The organism is Streptomyces sp. NBC_01549, assembly GCF_026339955.1.
Lineage (GTDB): Bacteria > Actinomycetota > Actinomycetes > Streptomycetales > Streptomycetaceae > Streptomyces.
This window is the reverse complement of the sequence record NZ_JAPEPW010000001.1, coordinates 781,160-803,007: the sequence shown is the minus strand read 5'-3', so window position 1 is coordinate 803,007 and position 21,848 is coordinate 781,160. Positions and strand designations below refer to the sequence as shown.

The window sequence follows — 21,848 nt, the reverse complement described above, 5'->3', positions numbered from 1 at the left end:
GAACGAATCTGAGTCGTGATTTCGTGTGAGCTGCTCTGACCGTGCATCGTGAATAACTTTCTTTGCTGGTTTCGTTATGCTTCGAGGTCCCGCAATCCGCCTTCCGACATAGTGCGGACCCATATCTTACCGAGTGCCGCTATATTCGCCGCAAGGTCTTTGTCGAATTGTTTCTTGTAGGTCCCTCCCGGGAGTGCTGTCGGGTCGACGACTTCTGCATTCTTTCGATACCCAGTCCCGTAGAATACATCGACGCCGCGCATCTCTTCGGTCAGTAGATTCGCGCAGTTTGCATACCCTTGTCCGTGCCCGCATGGTTCCCGGTCGGAATACATACTGAGGGCTTGGTATGCTTCCCCCTCTCCTCGGCCCTGGTTGACCTCCGTCAAGTAGTCGAGGATATTTCGTTCCGAGTGCTTTCCTTTTTCTCCGCCGCCGGGGTTCGGGTATGAACTGTCCACTACATAGCTTATATTTTTGCTGACTGGATCGTACACCTCGACAGTTGCATAGTTCCTTCCCGTAAAATCTGGGTGATGATCGCCTGAGCTTCTTAGCGCACCCGCAATTCCTGACCTTCCGAATTCCTTCTCGATTGCTTGCTTGAGTTCCTGATCGTCACGGTGGCTGGCATTCCAGCCTGCTTTTTCGTGTGCGTTCGCTCCGTGCGACGCATAGCCGTCTGTCGGCTCCGGACTTGCGCCCACGGCGTGGGACGCGTGGAAGTTGAGGCTCAAGCGCGCCAGTGACGCGACCACCGCCCCGCGCTCGCCGGGGTGCATGTCGGCGAAGCCCGGGAGGATCCTGGCCAGATCTTCGTGCCGCAGGACGGTCGGCTTGTGGTCGGGATCATCAGGCCGTGGCGGACTGCATGTCTGCAGGGCGTCGACGAGTGGGATGCGCGTGCCGCTGCCGCCCTCGTTGGGGACAGGGGTAAGCCAGTCGTTGAGATGGTGGTGAACCGGGTCCAGATCCACCTGCCGGACGTCGTTCGTCCGACGCAGCTCCGCCTGATGCTCCATCGGTGCCATGCCGTAATGCGTCGAGGTGTCGCTCTCGGGTTCCGAAAGGCGCGGGTGGTTGTTGCGAGCTGGATCATCCTTAGGGTGAGGATCTTCGCCATTCGTGTCGCCGTTCGGGTCTTGCGATGTGCCCGCAGGTTCTGCGGGGGCTCGGCGATCTGGGCTGCTTGGGGTGGATGGTGTCTGGCCGGGCGTGGTGTGCCGGCCCGTTGGCGGGGTGTTGCCTTGATTCGGCCGGTCCGGGCTCCCACTGATCGAATGGTCGCTCGGGGATGTATGGGGGGGCGAAGGAACGGCATTGCTCGTGGCCGTGCGAGTGTCAGCGTTATCGGAACGGTCGGCTGGAGACGGTGCGTTCTGCCCAGGGCCCGGGGTGGTGGTGTCGGGGTCCAGCCCGTTGGTCCCGTCGGTTCGGAGGCTGTTGTCCGATGCCGACACGTCATCCTGTGGATGAGGCGTGTCTCGGTCGTTGGTGGTCCCGTGCTCGCTCTGGCTGTCGGAGTGAGTGGGGCCGGGGCCGGACGCAGGTGCGGCGTCGGATGACCGACCTGTTGAGGCCGCATCGGACTGCGGTGAGTCGACGTGGGGCGTGCCTTCCTCGATGCTGCTGTCGGCGTCGGCGACCGATGGTTCGCCTGCAGTGGTTCTGGGGTTCGGGTCAGCAGAGTCCTGGCCGGGAGCGCTGTCCGAGTCCTCACCTGACGGATCCGTCGCGACGGAGTTCTGGTCCTCGTTGCCCTCTTGTGAGTTGTCCGTGTCCTCTTGGGGAGTGTCACTGCCGTCTTGGGGTGCTTCCGTATCCTGCTGGGACGTCTCGTCCGTCCCCTGCTCGGAGTGCTCGGAGTGCTCGGTGTCCTGGGCGTCTGGCTGGGTGGTGTCGATCGGGTTCCGGTCGGCGTCCAGCGGTATGTGCCAGACGTGTGCGGCGTTGTCGATGTGGAGGGGAGTGTTGCTGACCTCGCCGCTCTGGGTGTCGATCCAGACGATGTTGCCGTTGTGGTTGACGACGTTGAAGGCGTGGCCGCCTCCGCCGGGCCAGTCGACCTGGACGATGGCGGCTGAGCCGGGGCCGGATTGCTGGAGGACCGACGTGATGTTGTTGGCGGTCTCGGGGTTGTTGCCGGGGCCGGCGTAGGTGTGTGCGGCGCCTGTCCAGCGGATCTGGTTCTCGTTCGCGTTGTTCTCGGGGGCGAAGGGGTCGGGGTTGCCGTGTTCGTCGGTGTCGGGGGTGCGGGGGGCTGAGACCTGGGGGTTTCCGTACCAGGTTTCCAGGAAGGAGCGGGAGCAGTCGGCGCAGTTGTTGCTGCGTCCGGGGACGGTGTTGCCGCCGTCGTTCTGGAGTTGTGACCAGGAGCCGAAGGGGTCGGGGAAGCGTTCCGGGGTGCCGTCTTCGTTGTGCGGGACGGCGTCGGCCAGTGCCTGCTGGTCGGTGGGGTCGGGTTCGGTCAGGCCGCCGGGGTAGTGGTCGAGGTCGTCGCGGATGTCCTGCAGGCTGTCCTGCTGGGGGTGTTGCTGGTCGGTGGGGGTGCCGGGGTCGGTCTGGGGCGAGCCCGGCGGTTGCGGCGTGGTCGGGGTGTGGTGCGACGCCGGCGTCGAGGAACCCGGGGTGCGTACGACGGTGTGGACCGGGACCGCCGTGACTTGCTGATGCTGCTGTTGCTGCGGATCGTTGGGCGGGGTGTTGGACTGCGCGGCCGGCTGCTGCGGGGCGTTGGGCGTGCTGCCCGCGGGCTGCTGGGGAGGCCTGGCGGGAGTGGAGCCGGTGCCCGGCTGGTTCTGGGTGCCGCCTGTGCCGGGTGTGCCCTGGGTGGTGGGGCTGCTGGCGGGGCCGGGCTGGTTTGAGGAGTTGGGGGTGCCGCTGCTCGGTGTCGAGGAGCTGGGGGTGCGGCTACTCGGTGTCGAGGTGCGCTCAGATCCGGTGCCGGTCGAGGTGGAGGGCGTCGTCGTCGGGGTGCTCGTGGACGAAGATGCGGTCCTGGGGGGAGTCGACCGGGCCGGGTTCTGGTTCGGGGTGGTGGTACTCGGGTTCTGGCCCGGGGTGTGGGTCCGGGTGCCGCCGGTCGGGTCCGCGGTGTTGCGGGGCGCGGTGCGGTCGCCCGGGGTCGTGTTCCCGGGGGTGTTGCGGGGGGTAGTGCCGTCGCCGGGCGTCGTGTTGCGGGGCGGTGTACGGTCGCCCGGCGTCGTACCGGGTGTGTTCCGCGGTGTCGTACCGTCGCCCGGCGTCGTGCTCCCGGGGGTGCGCTGGGTCGGTATTCGGCCGTCCGGCGTGCCAGGGGTGCGACCGTCCGCCGTACCGGGAACGCGGCCGTCCGACGTCGGGGACGGAGTGCTCCGTGGCGTCGTTGTGGGAGACGTGGGGCTCGGGGTGGAGGCAGGTCCGGTTCCCGTAGGGGAGGGAATGCCTGGTGTATTGGCGGAAGGGGTCCTCGCCGCGCCCGAGTTGGGGCTCGGGCTGGTCGGGCTCGTGCCGGACGGGGTACTGCCGGACGTACTCCCGCCGTGGTGCGAGCTGGCCCCGCCACCCGCGGTGGGCGGCGCCACGGGCGACGTCGGTATGGCCGAGCCGCCATCCGCACGGCCCCCGGTACCCGCAGGGGACGGGTCGCTCGTCGTCGGTGTGGGCGACGCGTTGGTCTGGGTAGGGGCGCTGGCGGCCAGGCTGTCGATCGAGGTGCCGATCGTGCCGCCGCCTGGCGAGGACGACGTAGCGGCGGGTGATGCGTGGCTGGGTGCGGACTGGGTGCTCGGCGACGAGAGGCCGGACACGGAGGAGCCGCCGCCGGAGTGGGAAGGGCCGGACGAACCGTTGGAGTCCGCAGCACCGGGCGACGTTCCGCTGGGCGTGGGGTCGTCGAAGTCCGACAGCGTCGGACCTGACAGCGACGGTGTCGGCATCGAGGTCGACGTGTCCGAGGCGGAAGGATTCTGCCCAGACCCCGACCCGGAGTCGGACCCGGCCCCGGAGTCGGAGCCCGGCCCCGCACCCACATCCGGCCCGCCGACACCACTGCCGCCGGTGTCCGCGGATATACCGCCACCTATGTTCGTGCCCGCGCCGCTGCCCGAACGCGTCGACGCCGAGGAGTCAGACCCCGACGAGTCAGACCCCGACGAGTCAGAGCCGTTGGAGTTGGAGTCGGAGGAGGAGCGGGAGGACGAGTCCGAACCCCCGTCACCATCGGACGAGTTGGAACCCCCGTCACCATCGGACGAGTTGGAACCCCCGTCACCATCGGACGAGTTGGAACCCCCGTCACCGTCCCCCGAGCCGTCCCCGCCATCAGCCCCCGACGCTCCCGACGCCCCGTCATAACCATCGATACGACTGTCGATGGCATGGTGAGCACGGCTGCCGGCCTTGGCGCCCAGACTGTCGCGCACACCCTCGGCGAGGGTCTGCGGGGTCTGCTTGATGGCATCCCAGGCGCCGTCTTTGCCGGCCTTGACGGTCGTGGCGAGGTCGTAGCCCTGCTGGGCGCCGAAGCCGACGTTCACCGTCTGCCGGATCAGGTCGGTGATGATCGCCTCGATCGCGGAGACGGCGGGTTCCTTCATCGCCTCGACGATCGCCTCCAGGATGGCCTCCTTGAGCTCGTCGAGGAGGCGGCGCACGATCAGCCGGGTGGCCTGGGTCGCACCCAGCGCGCCGACCTCGGACAGGCCGAAGGTGAAGGGCGCGGCGGCCTGGGCGGCGAAGATTTCGATGGCCAGGGCGATCAGCTGGGCGATCACCGCCCATTTGGCGAACTCGACGAGGTAGGCGCAGGCCTCCAACACGTTCGCGATGATGTGGGCAGCCTGGGCGGCGTTCGCCAGGTAGCCGTCGGAGCCGCCTCCGCCGTCGAACTTGGCGTAGGTCTTGGTGAACGCGTCGATCGAGTCGCCGGCGTTGTGGGCGGTCACCTGGCGGGCGCTGGCGTTCGCCGCCTCGTGCAGCGCGGTGACGTCGTCGCCGAACTTCCGCCACAGAGCGGCGGAGTCTCTGAGCTTGTCCTCGTCTGCCGTCGGCCAGTTGTAGCCGAGCATCTCGAGAACCCATTCGAGCTCGTCCGGCAGCATCATCGACACAGCAGAAAGCACCCCCGTCAGACAACTCGGCCGTACAACTCCCTCACCGGTCAAGGGAATACGCACAGGAGTACAGCCGTCCGCAAAGTTTACGGACTCACCCGCAGGCGACTTCAGGGGATTGCTGTCACAAATCCGTTGCAGGTCCTGATGGTTGCCGCAAGAGACGAGACCGTTCACGACGTACGGCCCCGAGTGCGCTCCCGGTGTCTCTAGCGTCGGGTCGGCCCGACGACGGCGGCCTTCACGAACCGCAACAGACTCCCCGGCTAAGGACGTTGAGGGACGCGCGGCGGCTACGGCTATGGCTGTTGCGGGTATCCGTACGGCTGCTGCGGCTGTGCATGCGGCCGCTGTGGCTGCCCATACGGTTGCTGCGGTTGGCCGTAAGGCCGTTGCCCGTACGGCTGTTGCGGTTACCCGTACGGCGGTTGATTCGGGCGGCACTGCGATGGAGGCCTCGACATGCCTGAGAAACCTCGCAGTTGACTGAACGAATAGGAGATCAACGCGAAGTTGACCGGTGCAGGCTACCCTCCGTGGCCAGCCGGGTCGCCACCGCGGACGATCAGACGAAGTAGCTGACCAGGAACGACACCCCGGCTCCGACGACACCCACCCCGAGCATCCCGATCAGGATCGGGCGCGTCACCCCCCGTCCCGCCGCCTCCCAGGCCTCGTCGTACGAGATGCGGCTCTGGCCGAACGGTGCGTAACCCGTGGCGAGGCAGAAGACGCCGAGGCCGGTGAGGACCCAGCCGCCGAAGAAGCCGGCGAAGAAGCGCCAGCCCCGGGGCTTGTCGGTCTGCGTGTAGTCGCCGTCCGTGGAGGTGTCCGTCGTAGGCGCGCCAGCCTGCTGTACGGACAGTTCGGTGCCCTGCGCGTACTTGTACCTCACCTGCACCGCGGCATTGGCGTCCGTGCTCTTGCCGTCCTCGGACGCGAACGTGCCCTCGCAACGGACGTTGAGGCGCTTCTTGCGGCTGCTGCGTGAGGTGTTGAGCGAGGAGTTCAGTTCGCACTGCTTCACCGTCAGAGTGCCGTGCGTGCCCGCCCATCCCGCCGCGTACGCCCCTTCGTACGCGCCCCATCCGCTCAGGGCGAGGCCCGCGAGGAGGAAGACCAGGCCACCGGCGCGCCCGAGGCGGCCGAAGGCTCTTCCGACGAGGCCGGCGGCGGAACGGTCGGTTCCTGTGCCTTTTCCTATGCCTTGCGTTCGAGCCATGACAATGCGGTCCTTCTCTTCTTCGGACAGTTTCTTCGGACAGTGGGGAGTCAGCATGGCATCCGTACGTGACGGGAGATACTGCGGATGTCCGAGACGGCGAGGGGCAGCGAGGAGAAGCCACATGACCAGGCAACCCGAGAACTCACCGAACCCGCACGGTTCTTCACCGGACCGCGGTGTACTGGACGAGGCGCTCGAACCGGGGCAGATACGTTCGCTCAACTCGGCCCTGCGCAAGCTGTCCGAGACCGACGCCGTCGGCAAGGACATGGAGGACGCGGCGAAGAGGCTGCTCTCCGGCCGACTCGCCCTGCGCGACGCGCTGGACGACCCTGCGGTGGCACGCGCCCTGGGCGGAGGCATGGCCTCCCTGCGGGGTCAGTGGGACGCGCTCTCCGAGGAGGAGCGTGAGCAGATCGGGCACGAGGAGGCGGGGGCGAGCGGAAACCCCTCCTCCGGGCCGTCCGAGCCGAGGCGGCCGGAGGGCGGGGACTCGCAGTCCGGGAAGCAGAACCAAGGGCGGCACAGCGGCGGGTTCTCGCTGTACTGATCACGGATCACGGATCACGGATCACGGATCACGGATCACGCCGTACGTGTCATGCCTGGCGCTGCCTGCGGTACAGCGCGATGGCCGCCTCGGTCGGGTAGTTGGGGACGGTGACGGTCTCGCCGGTCTCCTTGGAGACCACGATCTTGCTGCCGCCGGGCGGAGCGGGCTGAGGCCGGCCGGCGGCATCTGTGACCGGCGGGAATACCGCGTACACCAGGTACCCGATGTCGAATTCCTCGATGCGCAGCTCGGCGGGGGTGCCGTCCGGCAGCTTGGGCTGTGCATACCGGCCGCGGACGATGGCGAGGGCCTGCTCGGAGGTGGTCGGCGCTGCCGGGTTGTCCGACGTCACGGGTTGTTCTCCTTGTTTTCTCAGCGGATGTTCACTCAGCGAGGGTTCTCTCAGTGAGGGTTTTCTCAGCGGGGGTTCCCCCGTGGGGATCTCCGCAGGACCGATCAGAACAACCCGTGCCACATCTGCTCGACGATCAGCGACCACCAGGTGTCCGCATGCGCCAAGGCGGAGGCATCGTCGGCCACCAACTGCTCCTGCAGCGCCGCGACTTCCGCGCCGGCCGCGACCGGGTCAAGACCCTGCATCCGCTGCCGTGTTGTGGCGAGCAGAGCCAGGGAGCGGGCGAAGGCGGCCGCCGAGACGTTGACATAGCGGGCCGCGGCGGTGACCGGGTCCACGGCCCAGACCGCGCCGAGGCCGTCCGGTTCCGTCGTACCGGGCAGGCACTGCACCGCGATGACCGCGACCCCGTCGAAGCCGACCCGGACCAGGTGCGCCAGGGCGCCGATCTTCTCTTCGCCGGCGGGGCTGCGGCGTTCGCGCAGATTCGTGGTGACGTCGGTGAACAGGCCGCCGGCCGGAGGGGCGTCGGGCCGGTCGGCGGTGAAGAAGAGGGGAAGGCCGGCGGGGAGACCCGCCCAGGTGAGCGTGGACTTGGTGGTCTCGGGCAGCGGGCTGTCGGCGATGTCGTCGGCGTCGTAGCGGCGTACGCCGTCCTGGCCGAAGACCTCGACGAGGTGGCGGCCGAGGGCCACGTCACGCATCGGCTCCGCGGGCGTCACCTGGGCGGGAACGGGGCTGCGGTGCGGGCGGGGCGGCGGCTGCTGGCCGGCGATCCGGTGCATCGTCTCGACCTGCTCGACCAGCGCCGCGATGCCTTCCGCGCGCTCCTCGGGAAGGGCTCCATAGGTCTGCGAGCAGGAGAGCTGGGCGTTGGGGAAGGTGTTGAGGAGTTCGGCGGTGTAGCCGCCGGGGAGCAGGCTGGGACGCAGGTCGGTATGGACGGCGACGACATTGCCGACGGGTACGTTCATCCGCTGCAGCTCGGCCCACGCCTGGTACTCGGCGGGAGGCAGGCCCGGGCCGGAGTTGCGGAAGAGGGTGGTCTCCTCGCCGCGTGCCGGGTCGACGTAGGTGAAGACGGCGGTGTTGCCGGGGCCGGTGACCGGACGGGCTCCTTGCGAAGAACCTCCGCCCTGGGCGTCGCCGCCGTGCTTCTGCCGGTACATCCGTACGACCTCGTCGACCGGCACCGACGGCCAGACCGTCAGCTCGCCGGTACGGCGGTTCACGACCCCGCACGCGTTGTCGATCTCGGCAGGTGGCCGACGCTCCCCGGTCATCGGATCGCGCTCGGGTGCCGAGGACGCGGCCCACACGACCCAGCCCAGGTCGAACTCCTGCATCCGGACCTCGCGGCGCGGCTCCGCCGAGCCTTCCGGGTTGAGCCAACGGTCGGCGAGGGCGAGCGCCTGCTCCTGGGTGGTCACGGGGAGGCTCCTTCGGGATGGCTGGTCGAACGTGTGGGGGACGGGGTGTTGCTACGAGGCTATCGCCGGGTCCGTCGGGCGGATGCGGAGGGCCTTGGCCCCGCGCTCGGTGGCGAGGAGGAGGATGCCGTCGGGGGAGAGGTCGGCGGCGGTGAAGGGGATGTCGGAGATCAGCGCGGCCACGACTTCCTCGCTCGCCCGGTCCCAGACGCGCAGGTAGTCGGCGCCGCGGCTCAGGCCGAGCGGGGCGGCGGCCCGCTCTTCCTCAGAGGGGCGAAGGACCAGCCCGGGGTCGGTGTCGCCGAGGTCGTCCGCTCCTACGAGGCCGTGGACGAGTACCGCGGAACGGGCCGCATCCTCAGGCTCGCCGACCGGATGCGCGCCAGGCGTGTCCGCGGGCACGACGAGAACGGCGACCGGGATGGTCGGCCCCTCGGGACGGGGCAGGCTGCCGACGGTCACGGCGCTGATGCCGGGGACGGGCAGGCTCCACAGGGTTTGCCAGGGCATATCGAGGCCGAGCCGATGGTGCACGGCGTAGGCATAGTCGGGCAGGCCGTCCTCGGCGAACGCGGTCTCCAGGAGGGCGGCGCGCAGCACGGCGGGTGCCTGGGTGCGGGTCAGCAGGGGTGCGGTACGCAGGTAGGTACGGGCCGGTGCGCCGAGTTCCTCGGTCGGGACGGCTTCGATGGCGGCTCGTAGCGGTACCGGGTCGGCGTGTACGAACAGCGCTGGGTCCGTGAGGAGTTGGGGCAGCAGGCCGGCTTCCAGGGTGTGGCCCGCGATGTGGTCGCGTACGTAGGGGTCGGCCTTGCTCCAGTCCTGCTCCGGCACGGTCTCCAGCAGCGCCATCGCGATCTGCGTCTGGGCGGCGCGGATGTTCGGCAGGCCGGCGCGGATCTCGTCGCCGAGGGCCGGGTGGAGCAGCCGGAGGAGCGTACGCGTGCCGTCCTCCTGCCCCGCCTCCTCTGCCGGCTGCTCTTCGGGCTGCACGAACGGCCCGGCGAGCAGCATCCCGCCCGCGACGGCCCGGCTCATGTCCTGTCCGGCGACCGCGCTCGCCAGTCGCGCCCACAGGTGGGCCGGTATGCCGTCGGCCTCGGCCAGGGCGAGTGGTGCCAGTATCAGCCGTAGCGTCTGCGGGTCGGAGCCGAGCCGTCTGGCGTGCAGGTCGAGGGCCTCGCCCACGGACGTCGGCAGCTGGCTCTCGTCGGCCGGGTCGAAGCCCTCGGGAGCCATCAGGATGCAGTGGACGGCGAGTTGGACGACCAGCGGGCTGGTCCCGGCCCGGCGGCCGATCGCCGCTCCCAGGGCGAGGCGGGCGGCGGGATCGACGGTGAACGGCAGCTCGGGTGCCCCGAACTCCGGGTTCAGCGCCGCCTGGGCGTGCCGTACCAGGCCCTCGGGGTCGGCCCACTCCGGTGCGTCGAGATCGATGATCTGCGCGGTGCCGGGCGGCAGGTCTGCGGCCAGCTCGGCGGCCAAGGGGCGCGGCACCTCGGCCAGGAGCCGGACCGTCTCTGTGGCGGCCAGGGGGGCGAGCACCTCCCGTACGAGCCGTGTGGGCTCGCCCGCGGCCCGCACCGGACCGGCGCGGTCGACGTCCGGTACGACGACGGTCACCGGCTCGTCGAGCGCGGCCAGTTCGGCGTACACGTCCTCGGTGCTGGTGGCGTTCAGCTCGTAGTGGTCGGCGAGGAGCCACAGGACCTGGGCCGCGGTCAACCCGTCAGGGGCCGGCACCGCCGGGGCCGGCAGCTCCGGCGGCACCGTCGACGGATCCATCTCGTCCAGCGGCAGTCGCTTGCGGAACTCCGGCTCGCACAGCATCAGGAACCCGGTGAGCAGCCGCGAACGTCCGCTGCCGGAGCTGCCGGTGAGCACGACCACGCGCGGAGCGCCGGGCACGGCCCCGTGCCACGCGGCGAGCGCGCGCAGCGCGGCGGCCCGGCCGCCTATGTGGGGATGCGGTGCGTAGTCCTCGGTCGAGCCGGTCATGGGTCCCCGTCCTCCGCCATCGCGGATGCCTTCGCGTACGACCCTGATCCTAGGTGCCGAGCGGAGGGTGACCGAGGCGGAGCCCGCCCCCCTGGTACTAGGGCGTGACGCCACCATTGTGCGGCGCAGGCTCCAGGTCGAACTCCCCGTCCCGCGCCCCGAGTACGAACGCCCGCCACTCCGCTTCGGTGTACCGCAGCACGGTGCCGGGATCGAGGGACGACCGCATGGCCACCGCGCCGTCGGGCAGGTACGCGATCTCGACTCGCTCCTCGTGCTCCTCGGTACCGGGCGCGCTGTGCCACTCGACCCCCGAGATGTCGAGGGCATACAGCTCGTCCTTCTCCCGTTCCTTGCGCGCCTTGACGTCCTCGGCCTGAGTCTCGACCCCGTTGTCCCGTGCCTCGGTCATGCTGCTGAGCCTCTCCTGACGTGCGAACGAAGTATGCGGCTCACCCTACTTGCGCGGGTGGCGCTCACGCTGCGGAAGGGCTGGGTCACCCACAGTCCACGGACTCGGGTCAGGGATCCTGCCGACGACGCTCATGGTGCACGCCTGTCGGGATCTCCACCTGACCGTCGTACTCGGCGGTCGTCTTCTGCCAGATGGCTTCCTCGTTGGCCTCGTTCTGCTCGTGCGCCACGCCCATCCTGGTGAAGGCGATCCCCATCCCCGCGAGCCGCTCCGCCAGGCTGTTCATCGACTGGTACACGCCGTCGCGCAGGCCCTCGTAGACGACGCCGAACTTCTCGCCGATGTCGTCGTCACCCCACGGCGGAGTGTCACCGCTGCCGCCCTCGAGCTGGGTCAGTCCTTGCTGCAGTCTCTTCGCGGCCTTGGCGAAGTCCTGGCCGACCGTGAACATGTTGTAGCCCTCGTCCTTGAGGACCTTGGGATCGGAGTTCATGAAGTCCGACGACACAACTGCCCCCCGTGGCTGGCCTTTTCCTGTCGCAACGCCACTTTAGCGGTGTACCCGTACGCGAGGGGCGGCACCCACATGGGTGCCGCCCCTCGCGTACGGGTACAGCCGACTCTCAGAACCGCGTGGGAAGCCATCCGGTCTGGATGAGCTGCCCACCGCGCCGCCGGGTGTGGAAGTACCCACGCCCGGGCGGCAGTTGCGAGGGAGTGATGTTGCCCAGCAGCGCACCCTCCGTCCGGTCGCCGGAGAGCACGATGCCCTGGGCGCCGAGCTCGCGCATCCGCTGCATCACCGGCTCGTACAGCGACCGGCTCGCACCGCCCGAGGCACGCGCGATGATGACGCGCAGGCCGACGTCACGGGCGAAGGGCAGGTACTCCAGGAGCGGGGCCAGCGGGTTCATGCCCGTCGCCACCAGGTCGTAGTCGTCGATGATGACGAACGCGTCCGGGCTGCTGTACCAGCTGCGGTTGCGCAGCTGCTCGGGCGTGACGTCCGGACCCGGCATCCGGCGGCTGAGCGAACCGGCGAGGCCTTCCAGCGTCTCCGACAGGGCGGGCGCCGACGCGCAGTACCTCGACAGGTGCGTCTCGGGCACACCCTGCAGGTGGGCGCGCCGGTAGTCACCCATGACGATCTTCGCCTGCTCCGGCGTGTACCGCTCGGTGATCTGCTTGATGAGCAGCCTCAGCATCGCGGACTTACCGGACTCGCTCTCACCGAACACGATGAAGTGCGGGTCTGCCTCGAAGTCGACGAAGACCGGCGCGAGCGATGACTCGTCGATGCCGATGGCCACACCGCGGTCCGGGTGCTCGAACCCCTTGGGCAGCCGCTCCGACGGCAGGAGCTTGGGCAGCAGCCGTACGGACGGGGCCTGGTTGCCCTGCCAGTTGTCGTTGATGCCGCGGATGAGGATCGACGTCGCCTCCGACAGGTCCTCGGTCGCCGAGGAGCCGTCGACCCGGGGCAGGGCGGTCATGAAGTGCAGCTTGTCCTGGGTCAGACCGCGGCCCGGCACGCTCGCGGGGACGTTCTGCGCGACCTTGCGGTCGATCTCCGACTCGGTCGGGTCACCGAGCCGCAGCTCGATGCGGTTCTGCAGCATGTCCTTGAGCGCGGGCCGCACTTCGGTGTAGCGGCTCGCGCTCAGGATCACGTGCACACCGAAACCGAGGCCTCGCGTCGCGATCTCGGTGACGGTGGACTCGAGCAGCTCGTAGTCCGTCTTGAAGGTGGCCCAGCCGTCGATGACGAGGAAGACGTCCCCCCAGGGCTGGTCGGGCAGCGCTCCCGCGGCCCGCCGCTGACGATACGTCTGGATCGAGTCGACGTTGTTGGTGCGGAAGTACTCCTCGCGCGCGTTGAGGATCCCCTCGACCTCGCTGACCGTGCGGCGCACCTTCTCGGCGTCGAGACGGTTGGCGACCCCGCCGACGTGTGCCAGGTCCTCCATCGCGATCAGGCTTCCGCCGCCGAAGTCCAGGCAGTAGAACTGCACTTCGGAGGGTGTGTGGGTGAGGGCGAACGACGAGATGAGCGAGCGCAGCAGCGTCGACTTGCCGGACTGCGGGCCACCGACGAACAGACCGTGACCGGCGCCGCCCGAGAAGTCCCGGTACAGCACGTCGCGCCGCTGCTCGAACGGCTTGTCCACCAGGCCGACCGGCACGTTGAGCCGGCCGAGAGCCGTGTAGTCGGGCGCGGTCAGGCCACGCTCCGGGGTGACGGCGAGCTGGGGGAGGAGCTGCTCCAGCGAGGGAGCCTCGTCGAGCGGGGGCAGCCACACCTGGTGGGCGGGCGGTCCCTGGTTGACCATCCTGCTGACGATGACGTCCAGGACGGTGTCGGCCAGCGCGTCGTCCACCCTGTTGTCGGCCTCGGGTTCCTCGACCACCGGCTGCGGGGGCAGCGCCACGTGCTCCGCCGTGAACAGCGCGGGCCGCAGCTGGGTCGAGCGGTGCACCCGGGACGGGCCCTCGCCGTGGTACGGCCCCGACACGTACGCCGCCTTGAAGCGGACCATGGTGTCGGTGTCGTAGCGCAGATAACCGGAGCCGGGGATCGACGGCAGGTGGTAGGCGTCCGGGACGCCGATCGCCGTACGGGACTCGGCGGCGGAGAAGGTGCGCAGACCGATCCGGTACGACAGGTAGGTGTCCAGGCCGCGCAGCTTGCCCTCCTCCAGGCGCTGCGAAGCCAGCAGCAGGTGCACACCCAGCGAACGGCCGATACGGCCGATCTGGATGAACATGTCGATGAAGTCCGGCTTGGCGGTGAGGAGTTCGGAGAACTCGTCGAGCACGATCACCAGCGAGGCCATCGGCTCGAGCGCGGCACCCGCCGCCCGGGCCTTCTCGTAGTCGTGCAGGTTGGCGTAGTTGCCGGCCGTGCGCAGCAACTCCTGACGGCGCTGCGTCTCACCCATGATCGAGTCACGCATACGGTCGACGAGGGTGAGGTCGTCCGCGAGGTTGGTGATCACGGCCGCGGTGTGCGGCATGTCCGCCATACCGGCGAAGGTCGCACCGCCCTTGAAGTCCGCGAGGATGAAGTTCAGCGTCTCCGAGGAGTGCGTCACCGCGAGACCGAGCACCAGCGTACGCAGCACCTCGGACTTGCCCGAACCGGTCGCGCCGACGCACAGGCCGTGCGGGCCCATGCCCTCCTGCGAGGCCTCCTTGAGGTCGAGCATGACCGGCTCGCCGGCCTCGCCGACACCGATCGGCACCCGCAGCCGCTCGTGCAGCGTGCGCGGACGCCAGGTGCGGGACACGTCGACGGTGCCCGCGTCGCCGATGCCCATGAGGTCCGTGAAGTCCAGGTTGGACAGGAGGGGCTCGCCCTCCTCCGCGGAGCCGACCCGGAAGGGGGCGAGCTGCCGCGCCAGCGACTCAGCCTGCGCCGCGCTCAGCACGTCCGGCTTGCCGGTGTACGCGGACTCGTGGCCGACGAACAGCCGCATCCGGTCCGGCTTCACATAGGCCGTCAGACCCGCGCGCAGTTCTTCCTCCATCTCACCGGGGGCGATCTCCAGGAAGGTGACGCCCTGGAGGCCTTCGGTACTGGCGAGTTCGGAGTCCGGCGGCACGGTGCCGCCGTCGAGCACCACGATCAGGTGGGGCTGGTCGTAGACGGGGTTCGCGTCCCGGTTCCAGCGGGGACGGTCGTCCAGCTGGTCCGCCAGGGCCTCCTCCAGCTCTCCGAGGTCGTCGAACAGGAGCCGGGTCGCGCCCGCTCCGTCCTTGGCCTTCGGGTGCTGGCTGTGCGGCAGCCACTTGATCCAGTCCCAGTCCGCCGCCGCGGAGGGGTGTGCCACCACGGCGATCATCAAGTCCTCGGGCGAATGCAGCGTCGCCAGCTGGGACAGAGACGCACGGGCGTTGCCGTACACCGTGTCGGTCTCTCCGCAGATCGTCATGTGGTAGAAGGCGCGCAGCGAGACGGAGACGGGCAGGTCGTTCAGACTGCCGTGCGCGTCGAGGAAGGCCTTCATGGCCGCCGCGGTCAGCGGCTCCAGTTCGTCCTTGGGTGCCGTCTCCGGCGCGACGAGCGGGGTGTTCAGCTGCTGCACACCGCGACCGATCCGTACGGAGGTGAAGTCCCCGTCGGTCGGGCGCCGCTCCCACAGACGTTTGCCGTCGGCCGCCACCGCCCACAGCTGCTCCGGGTCGGGATGCTGGAAGAGCTGGCTGTGCCGCTGCAGTTCCGCGGTCTTGTGTACGTCCTTGCGGACCTGTTCGAGGTAGCGGAAGTAGTCACGCCGGTCCTGCGCCATCCCCGCGCCGCCGCCCTGCCGGGACTTGGCGAACTGGGCGATGGCCATGGCCAGCGTCGAGGCCAGCATCAGCCCACCGACCACCCTCATGTACGAGGGCAGGTTGGGCATGAAGAAGAAGCCGACGGAACCCAGCATGCCCATCATGGGCAGCAGGTTCATCAGCATGCTCTCGTCGCCCTCGCGGGGGATCTCGGGCGGCGTCTCGAGCCTGACCTCGCCCTCCGGGACGACCGGGGACACTATCCGCGGTGGCCGTTTGATGATGACGACGCTCACCGAATGCACTCATCCTTCGCGATTGATACGTCCTGGCACCGACGCCCCCGTGTACCGCGACGTACTTCTCGTTCGCGTAGGCGTCGTTCGCGTAGGCGTCGATCCTACTGACACGTCCAGGGCCCGGGGGAGCCAGGCGCATGGAGATGCGGAGCAGGTCCTGGAAGAAATGAGAGAGCAGGCCCTGTGCCGCCCGAGGTAACGGATATGGTGGCGCTCCGCGTCGTACGAGCGGCGCGAAGAAGCTTTGTCTAGCAGGGGGAACTTCCAGGTGAGCACGGGGATTTCGACGGGTTTCTGCCGAATCACCATCGCAGCGCCGGACAGCCGTATCGATGTCGCGCTGCCGGAGGACCTGCCGATCCAGGACCTTTTTCCCGAGATTGTCAGGCTCTCGGGCCTGGTCCAGTCGGACACCAGCCCCGCCGGCTACCACCTCGTGACCCGCGAGGGCCAAGTGCTCGACGCGAGCCGTTCGTTGCTCGAGCACCGGGTCAGGGACGGCGAAGTGCTGCTGCTGCGCACATTCGCCGATTCGCTGCCGCCGGCCGTTCACGACGACGTGGTGGACGCGATCGCCACCACGGTCAAGCAGGACATCCGCAGCTGGAACGACAACCTGATGCGGGTGGCCGGCCTCGTCTCCGGCGCGCTGCTGCTGATCATGCTCGGCTTCGTCTTCTGGTTCGCGGATCCGATACGCCACGACATGCACGGCCTTCAGGGCATCCTCGCCGGCGTGGTCGCGCTGGCGCTGACGGCACTCGCCGGTGTACGGGCCCGGGTGTACGACGACCGCGGCAGCGCCGTCGCGCTCGGCGTCTCGGCGCTGCCGCACGCGCTCATCGCGGGCTCCGGCGCCATCCCCCAGGACGCGGGTGAAGGCCCAGGCAGGCTGCAGTTCCTCGTCGGCTGCGTCGCCGTACTGCTCTTCTCCGTCGTGCTGATCATGCTGCTGCCGCAGGGAGACGCCCCGTTCGTGGCCGCCGCGCTGGCCGCCGCGATCGGCACGCTCGCCGTGTTCTGCGGTGTGCTCACGGAGGCGGAGCCGCGGGAGATCGCCGCCGGCACCTCGGTCGTCGCGCTGGTGATCGTCGGCTTCCTGCCCGGATGGTCGGCCCGCTTCGCCAAGCTGCCGATCGGTTTCCGCAATCCGGAGGACCTGGCCAGGGCCCGTCGTGAGGGCGTGGAGGGCGACCTCGAGGCCGTCGACGTCCAGCGCATCGTCGCCCAGACCAGCCGGGGTCACGAACTGCTGTTCGGACTGGTCGGCGGCTGTGCCACCGTCATCATCGGCGCAGGTGGCGCGGTGCTCGGCTTCAGCGACAGCGGCTGGGCCCAACTGCTGGCCCTGTGCACCGGCCTCGCCGCGATACTGCGGGCGCGCCTCTTCCGGTACACCGCCCAGGTGACGTGCCTTTTCGTGGCCGGTATCGTCACGCTCGGTCTGCTGGTACTCGGCCTCGCGATCTCGCCCCCGGCCGGGATCATCATCGAATTGGTCCAGGGCAACTCCGGCCCCGTCGACATACGGACCCTGTGGCTCGGCGCCTCGGTTGGGGCAGGCGTGCTGCTCCTGATCGCGATCGCCCTGATCGTGCCGCAGAAGGGGCTCTCTCCCTTCTGGGGCCGCATGCTGGATCTCGCGGATTCCCTGGTGCTGCTCTCCCTGATCCCGGTCTGCCTGGCCGTCCTGGACGTCTACAGCAAGGTCCGCAGCGGCGTCTGAGGGCCGTCCGTCGGCCGTGGGGCCGCGACGGAGAACCGGCCACTTCCGGGCTGGTACGCTGTGTGACGGCCGTTTGTGTACGCACCCCCGGAGCCCATGGCTCTGGTGGCCGCGCCCAGCGGATCCCCGCCTCCCGAGTAACGGAAGCTCCCCTGAGATGTGGACCAGGGGCACTCGGTGGCTACTCAGAGACTACGAGGAGTACGCGTGTCGCTCGACGCCGCTACGAAGAAGCAGATCATCAGCGAGTTCGGTCAGAAGGAGGGCGACACCGGCTCCCCCGAGGTCCAGGTCGCCATGCTCTCGCGCCGCATCTCGGACCTGACCGAGCACCTCAAGACCCACAAGCACGACCACCACTCCCGTCGTGGTCTGCTGATCCTGGTCGGTCAGCGCCGCCGGCTGCTGCAGTACCTGGCCAAGAAGGACATCCAGCGCTTCCGTGCGCTGGTCGACCGCCTGGGCATCCGCCGCGGTGCGGCGGGCGCCAAGTAAGACGCCGTGAAGGGAGCGGTTCCCACCTCTTGGGAGCCGCTCCTTTTGCTGTACGTGCTGCTGCAAGTACTGCCGTACGTCTCTGTACGTGCGGAGTGTCAGCGACGCTTTGTAGTGTGGTAGCACAACGCAATACGCAGGACACAGCACGTACGACACAGCGTGACGGCTCCGTACCCGCCGGGTAGGGGGCGTCACGACAACGAACGAGGAGAAGCGCACCTCGCCGCCGCCGGTCCTCGGTAGTGGCCCCCGGGAGAATGAGACCCCGGGTGCTTCGATCGAAGACCGGCCCGCACCAGAAGGAGCGCGTCTCCGCCACCGTCCCCCTGCCACACGGGCAGGACGGGACGAAGACGAGGAGAAAACGCTAGTGGAGAACGAGACCCACTACGCCGAGGCCGTTATCGACAACGGTTCCTTCGGCACCCGTACCATCCGCTTCGAGACGGGCCGCCTGGCCAAGCAGGCCGCCGGCTCCGCCGTGGCGTACCTGGACGACGACACCATGGTGCTGTCGGCCACCAGTGCTTCCAAGAAGCCCAAGGACAATCTCGACTTCTTCCCCCTCACGGTGGACGTCGAGGAGCGGATGTACGCCGCCGGCAAGATCCCCGGCAGCTTCTTCCGCCGTGAGGGCCGTCCCTCCGAGGACGCCGTCCTCACCTGTCGTCTGATCGACCGCCCGCTGCGCCCGTCCTTCAAGAAGGGCCTGCGCAACGAGATCCAGGTCGTCGCCACGATCATGGCCCTCAACCCCGACCACCTGTACGACGTCGTGGCGATCAACGCCGCCTCCGCGTCCACGCAGCTGGCCGGTCTGCCCTTCTCCGGCCCGGTCGGCGGCGTCCGCGTCGCGCTGATCAACGGCCAGTGGGTCGCGTTCCCGACGCACACCGAGCTCGAGGACGCCGTCTTCGACATGGTCGTCGCCGGTCGCGTCCTGGAGGACGGCGACGTCGCGATCATGATGGTCGAGGCCGAGGCCACCGACAAGACCATCCAGCTGGTCAAGGGCGGCGCCGAGGCACCGACCGAGGAGGTCGTCGCCTCCGGTCTGGACGCCGCGAAGCCCTTCATCAAGGTCCTGTGCAAGGCGCAGTCGGACCTCGCCGCGAAGGCCGCCAAGCCGACCGCCGAGTTCCCGATCTTCCTCGACTACGAGGACGATGTCCTCGAGGCCCTCACCGCCGCGGTCAAGAGCGAGCTCGCCCAGGCGCTCACCATCGCCGGCAAGCAGGACCGCGAGGCCGAGCTGGACCGCGTCAAGGACATCGCCGCCGACAAGCTGCTCCCGCAGTTCGAGGGCCGCGAGAAGGAGATCTCCGCCGCGTACCGTGCGCTGACCAAGAAGCTGGTCCGCGAGCGCGTCATCAAGGACAAGGTCCGCATCGACGGCCGTGGCGTCACGGACATCCGTACGCTCGCCGCCGAGGTCGAGGCCATCCCGCGCGTGCACGGCTCGGCGCTGTTCGAGCGTGGCGAGACCCAGATCCTGGGCGTCACCACCCTCAACATGCTCCGCATGGAGCAGCAGCTGGACACCCTCTCCCCGGTGGCCCGCAAGCGCTACATGCACAACTACAACTTCCCGCCGTACTCCGTCGGTGAGACGGGCCGCGTGGGCTCCCCGAAGCGCCGCGAGATCGGCCACGGCGCGCTCGCCGAGCGCGCGATCGTGCCGGTCCTGCCGACCCGCGAGGAGTTCCCCTACGCGATCCGTCAGGTGTCCGAGGCCCTCGGCTCCAACGGCTCGACCTCCATGGGCTCGGTCTGCGCCTCCACCATGTCGCTGCTGAACGCCGGTGTGCCGCTGAAGGCCCCCGTCGCCGGTATCGCCATGGGTCTGATCTCCCAGGAGATCGACGGCCAGACGCACTACGTCGCCCTCACCGACATCCTCGGTGCGGAGGACGCCTTCGGCGACATGGACTTCAAGGTCGCCGGCACCAAGGAGTTCGTGACCGCCCTCCAGCTCGACACCAAGCTGGACGGCATCCCGGCCTCCGTCCTGGCCGCTGCCCTCAAGCAGGCCCGTGACGCCCGCCTCCACATCCTCGACGTGATGATGGAAGCGATCGACACGCCGGACGAGATGTCCCCGAACGCCCCGCGGATCATCACCGTCAAGATCCCCGTGGACAAGATCGGTGAGGTCATCGGCCCCAAGGGCAAGATGATCAACCAGATCCAGGAGGACACCGGCGCCGAGATCACGATCGAGGACGACGGCACCATCTACATCGGTGCCGCCGACGGCCCGGCCGCCGAGGCCGCCCGCGCCACGATCAACGGCATCGCCAACCCGACCATGCCGGAGGTCGGTGAGCGCTACCTGGGCACCGTCGTGAAGACGACGACCTTCGGCGCGTTCGTGTCGCTGCTCCCGGGCAAGGACGGTCTGCTGCACATCTCGCAGATCCGCAAGCTCGCCGGCGGTAAGCGCGTGGAGAACGTCGAGGACGTCCTCGGAGTGGGCCAGAAGGTCCAGGTCGAGATCGCCGAGATCGACTCCCGCGGCAAGCTCTCCCTGATCCCCGTGATCGAGGGCGAAGGCGACGACGAGCAGAAGGACGACACCGACAAGTGACGTCTCGTAGCTCCACGGCGACGGCCCGCACCTCCTCGGAGGCGCGGGCCGTCGCCCGTACCCAAACCCTCATCAAGGGCGAGAACGGCATCGGTACGGTTCGTAAGACCACCCTCCCCGGCGGCCTGCGCATCGTCACCGAGACCCTCCCCTCCGTACGCTCGGCCACCTTCGGGATCTGGGCGCACGTCGGCTCCCGCGACGAGACGCCGACGCTGAACGGCGCCACGCACTACCTGGAGCACCTGCTCTTCAAGGGCACCTCCCGGCGCAGCGCCCTGGACATCTCCTCCGCCATTGACGCGGTCGGCGGCGAGATGAACGCGTTCACGGCCAAGGAGTACACGTGCTACTACGCGCGCGTGCTCGACACCGACCTCCCGCTCGCCATCGACGTCGTGTGCGACATGCTCACCGGTTCGCTGATCGAGCAGGCCGACGTGGACGCCGAGCGCGGCGTGATCCTCGAAGAGATCGCGATGACGGAGGACGACCCGGGCGACTGCGTGCACGACCTGTTCGCGCACACCATGCTCGGCGACACCCCCCTCGGCCGCCCGGTCCTCGGCACGGTCGACACGGTCAACGCGCTCAGCGCCGACCGCATCCGCCGCTTCTACAAGAAGCACTACGACCCGACGCACCTGGTGGTCGCCTGCGCGGGCAACGTCGACCACAACAAGGTCGTACGCCAGGTCCGCGCCGCCTTCGAGAAGGCGGGCGCTCTCAAGGAGACCGCCGTCGAGCCGATCGCCCCGCGCGACGGCCGCCGCGCCATCCGCACCGCGGGCCGCGTCGAACTCCTCGGCCGCAGGACCGAGCAGGCCCATGTCGTCCTCGGCATGCCGGGCCTCGGCCGCACCGACGAGCGCCGCTGGGCCCTGGGCGTCCTGAACACCGCCCTCGGCGGTGGCATGTCCTCCCGCCTCTTCCAGGAGGTCCGCGAGAAGCGCGGCCTGGCCTACAGCGTGTACTCGTACACCTCGGGTTTCGCCGACTGCGGCCTCTTCGGCGTGTACGCGGGCTGCAGGCCGAGCCAGGTCCACGACGTGCTCAAGATCTGCCGCGACGAGCTCGACCACGTCGCCGAGCACGGCCTCTCGGACGACGAGATCGGCCGCGCCATCGGTCAGCTGCAGGGCTCCACCGTCCTCGGCCTGGAGGACACCGGCGCGCTGATGAACCGTATCGGCAAGAGCGAGCTGTGCTGGGGCGAGCAGATGTCCGTCGACGACATGCTGGTCCGGATAGCGTCGGTCACCCCCGACGAGGTCAGCTCGGCCGCCCGCGACATCCTGGGTCAGCGGCCCTCGCTGTCGGTCATCGGCCCGCTCAAGGACAAGCAGGCCTCCCGTCTGCACGACGCGGTCGCGTAATTCCCGTCTCGGTAAGGAACG

Annotated in this window: 13 protein-coding genes; 5 read left to right on the top strand and 8 right to left on the bottom strand. The window is 68.9% G+C overall.

Annotated elements, in window-relative coordinates; genetic code table 11:
• Positions 1-74: 74 nt before the first annotated feature.
• Positions 75-5,084 carry a toxin glutamine deamidase domain-containing protein gene (locus tag OG819_RS03325; RefSeq protein ID WP_266652555.1) on the bottom strand — a complete coding sequence of 1,670 codons (5,010 nt, stop codon included), beginning with the start codon at positions 5,082-5,084 and terminating at the stop codon, positions 75-77.
• Positions 5,085-5,658: 574 nt separating this feature from the next.
• Positions 5,659-6,315: a hypothetical protein gene (locus OG819_RS03320; RefSeq protein WP_266647927.1), complete on the bottom strand. Its 657-nt coding sequence runs from the start codon at positions 6,313-6,315 to the stop codon at positions 5,659-5,661.
• 124 nt (positions 6,316-6,439) lie between these two features.
• Between OG819_RS03320 and OG819_RS03315 the strand changes: the two genes are divergently transcribed.
• Entirely contained in the window at positions 6,440-6,868 is a 429-nt protein-coding gene (locus tag OG819_RS03315) for a hypothetical protein (RefSeq protein ID WP_266647926.1), read from the top strand.
• A gap of 49 nt (positions 6,869-6,917) precedes the next feature.
• On the opposite strand, the gene OG819_RS03310 is transcribed toward OG819_RS03315, so the two are convergent.
• The 6 genes from OG819_RS03310 to eccCa all read right to left on the bottom strand — a co-directional run bounded on the left by OG819_RS03310 (position 6,918) and on the right by eccCa (position 15,637).
• Positions 6,918-7,223 (bottom strand): hypothetical protein, encoded by a 306-nt coding sequence (locus tag OG819_RS03310; RefSeq protein WP_266629316.1) that lies wholly within the window; start codon positions 7,221-7,223, stop codon positions 6,918-6,920.
• A 104-nt stretch (positions 7,224-7,327) separates the two neighbouring features.
• Complete coding sequence (locus OG819_RS03305; protein WP_266647924.1) at positions 7,328-8,656, bottom strand: SUKH-4 family immunity protein; 1,329 nt, start codon at positions 8,654-8,656, stop codon at positions 7,328-7,330.
• 51 nt (positions 8,657-8,707) lie between these two features.
• Positions 8,708-10,654 (bottom strand): ATP-binding protein, encoded by a 1,947-nt coding sequence (locus tag OG819_RS03300; RefSeq protein WP_266647923.1) that lies wholly within the window; start codon positions 10,652-10,654, stop codon positions 8,708-8,710.
• A gap of 97 nt (positions 10,655-10,751) precedes the next feature.
• Positions 10,752-11,066, bottom strand: a complete 315-nt coding sequence (locus OG819_RS03295) for a DUF397 domain-containing protein (protein WP_266647922.1) — start codon at positions 11,064-11,066, stop codon at positions 10,752-10,754.
• 109 nt (positions 11,067-11,175) lie between these two features.
• Positions 11,176-11,562 carry a hypothetical protein gene (locus tag OG819_RS03290; protein WP_266647920.1) on the bottom strand — a complete coding sequence of 129 codons (387 nt, stop codon included), beginning with the start codon at positions 11,560-11,562 and terminating at the stop codon, positions 11,176-11,178.
• A gap of 130 nt (positions 11,563-11,692) precedes the next feature.
• Positions 11,693-15,637 carry a type VII secretion protein EccCa gene (eccCa, locus tag OG819_RS03285; protein ID WP_266629321.1) on the bottom strand — a complete coding sequence of 1,315 codons (3,945 nt, stop codon included), beginning with the start codon at positions 15,635-15,637 and terminating at the stop codon, positions 11,693-11,695.
• A 271-nt stretch (positions 15,638-15,908) separates the two neighbouring features.
• Between eccCa and eccD the strand changes: the two genes are divergently transcribed.
• From eccD to OG819_RS03265, 4 genes are all read left to right on the top strand, one after another.
• Complete coding sequence (gene eccD / locus OG819_RS03280) at positions 15,909-17,366, top strand: type VII secretion integral membrane protein EccD (RefSeq protein ID WP_266629322.1); 1,458 nt, start codon at positions 15,909-15,911, stop codon at positions 17,364-17,366.
• A gap of 207 nt (positions 17,367-17,573) precedes the next feature.
• Entirely contained in the window at positions 17,574-17,861 is a 288-nt protein-coding gene (gene rpsO / locus OG819_RS03275) for a 30S ribosomal protein S15 (protein WP_037741887.1), read from the top strand.
• Positions 17,862-18,234: 373 nt separating this feature from the next.
• Positions 18,235-20,451: a polyribonucleotide nucleotidyltransferase gene (locus tag OG819_RS03270; protein ID WP_266647918.1), complete on the top strand. Its 2,217-nt coding sequence runs from the start codon at positions 18,235-18,237 to the stop codon at positions 20,449-20,451.
• Entirely contained in the window at positions 20,448-21,827 is a 1,380-nt protein-coding gene (locus OG819_RS03265) for a pitrilysin family protein (RefSeq protein ID WP_266647916.1), read from the top strand. The genes OG819_RS03270 and OG819_RS03265 overlap by 4 nt, the downstream gene beginning before the upstream one ends.
• Positions 21,828-21,848: the final 21 nt, after the last annotated feature.

Bases quoted from the DNA above. Each gene is read 5' to 3' on its own strand.
- OG819_RS03290 (WP_266647920.1), bottom strand. From the start codon at position 11,562: ATGAACTCCGATCCCAAGGTCCTCAAGGACGAGGGCTACAACATGTTC.
- OG819_RS03315 (WP_266647926.1), top strand. From the start codon at position 6,440: ATGACCAGGCAACCCGAGAACTCACCGAACCCGCACGGTTCTTCACCG.
- OG819_RS03300 (WP_266647923.1), bottom strand. From the start codon at position 10,654: ATGACCGGCTCGACCGAGGACTACGCACCGCATCCCCACATAGGCGGC.
- OG819_RS03325 (WP_266652555.1), bottom strand. From the start codon at position 5,084: ATGATGCTGCCGGACGAGCTCGAATGGGTTCTCGAGATGCTCGGCTAC.
- OG819_RS03320 (WP_266647927.1), bottom strand. From the start codon at position 6,315: ATGGCTCGAACGCAAGGCATAGGAAAAGGCACAGGAACCGACCGTTCC.
- OG819_RS03295 (WP_266647922.1), bottom strand. From the start codon at position 11,066: ATGACCGAGGCACGGGACAACGGGGTCGAGACTCAGGCCGAGGACGTC.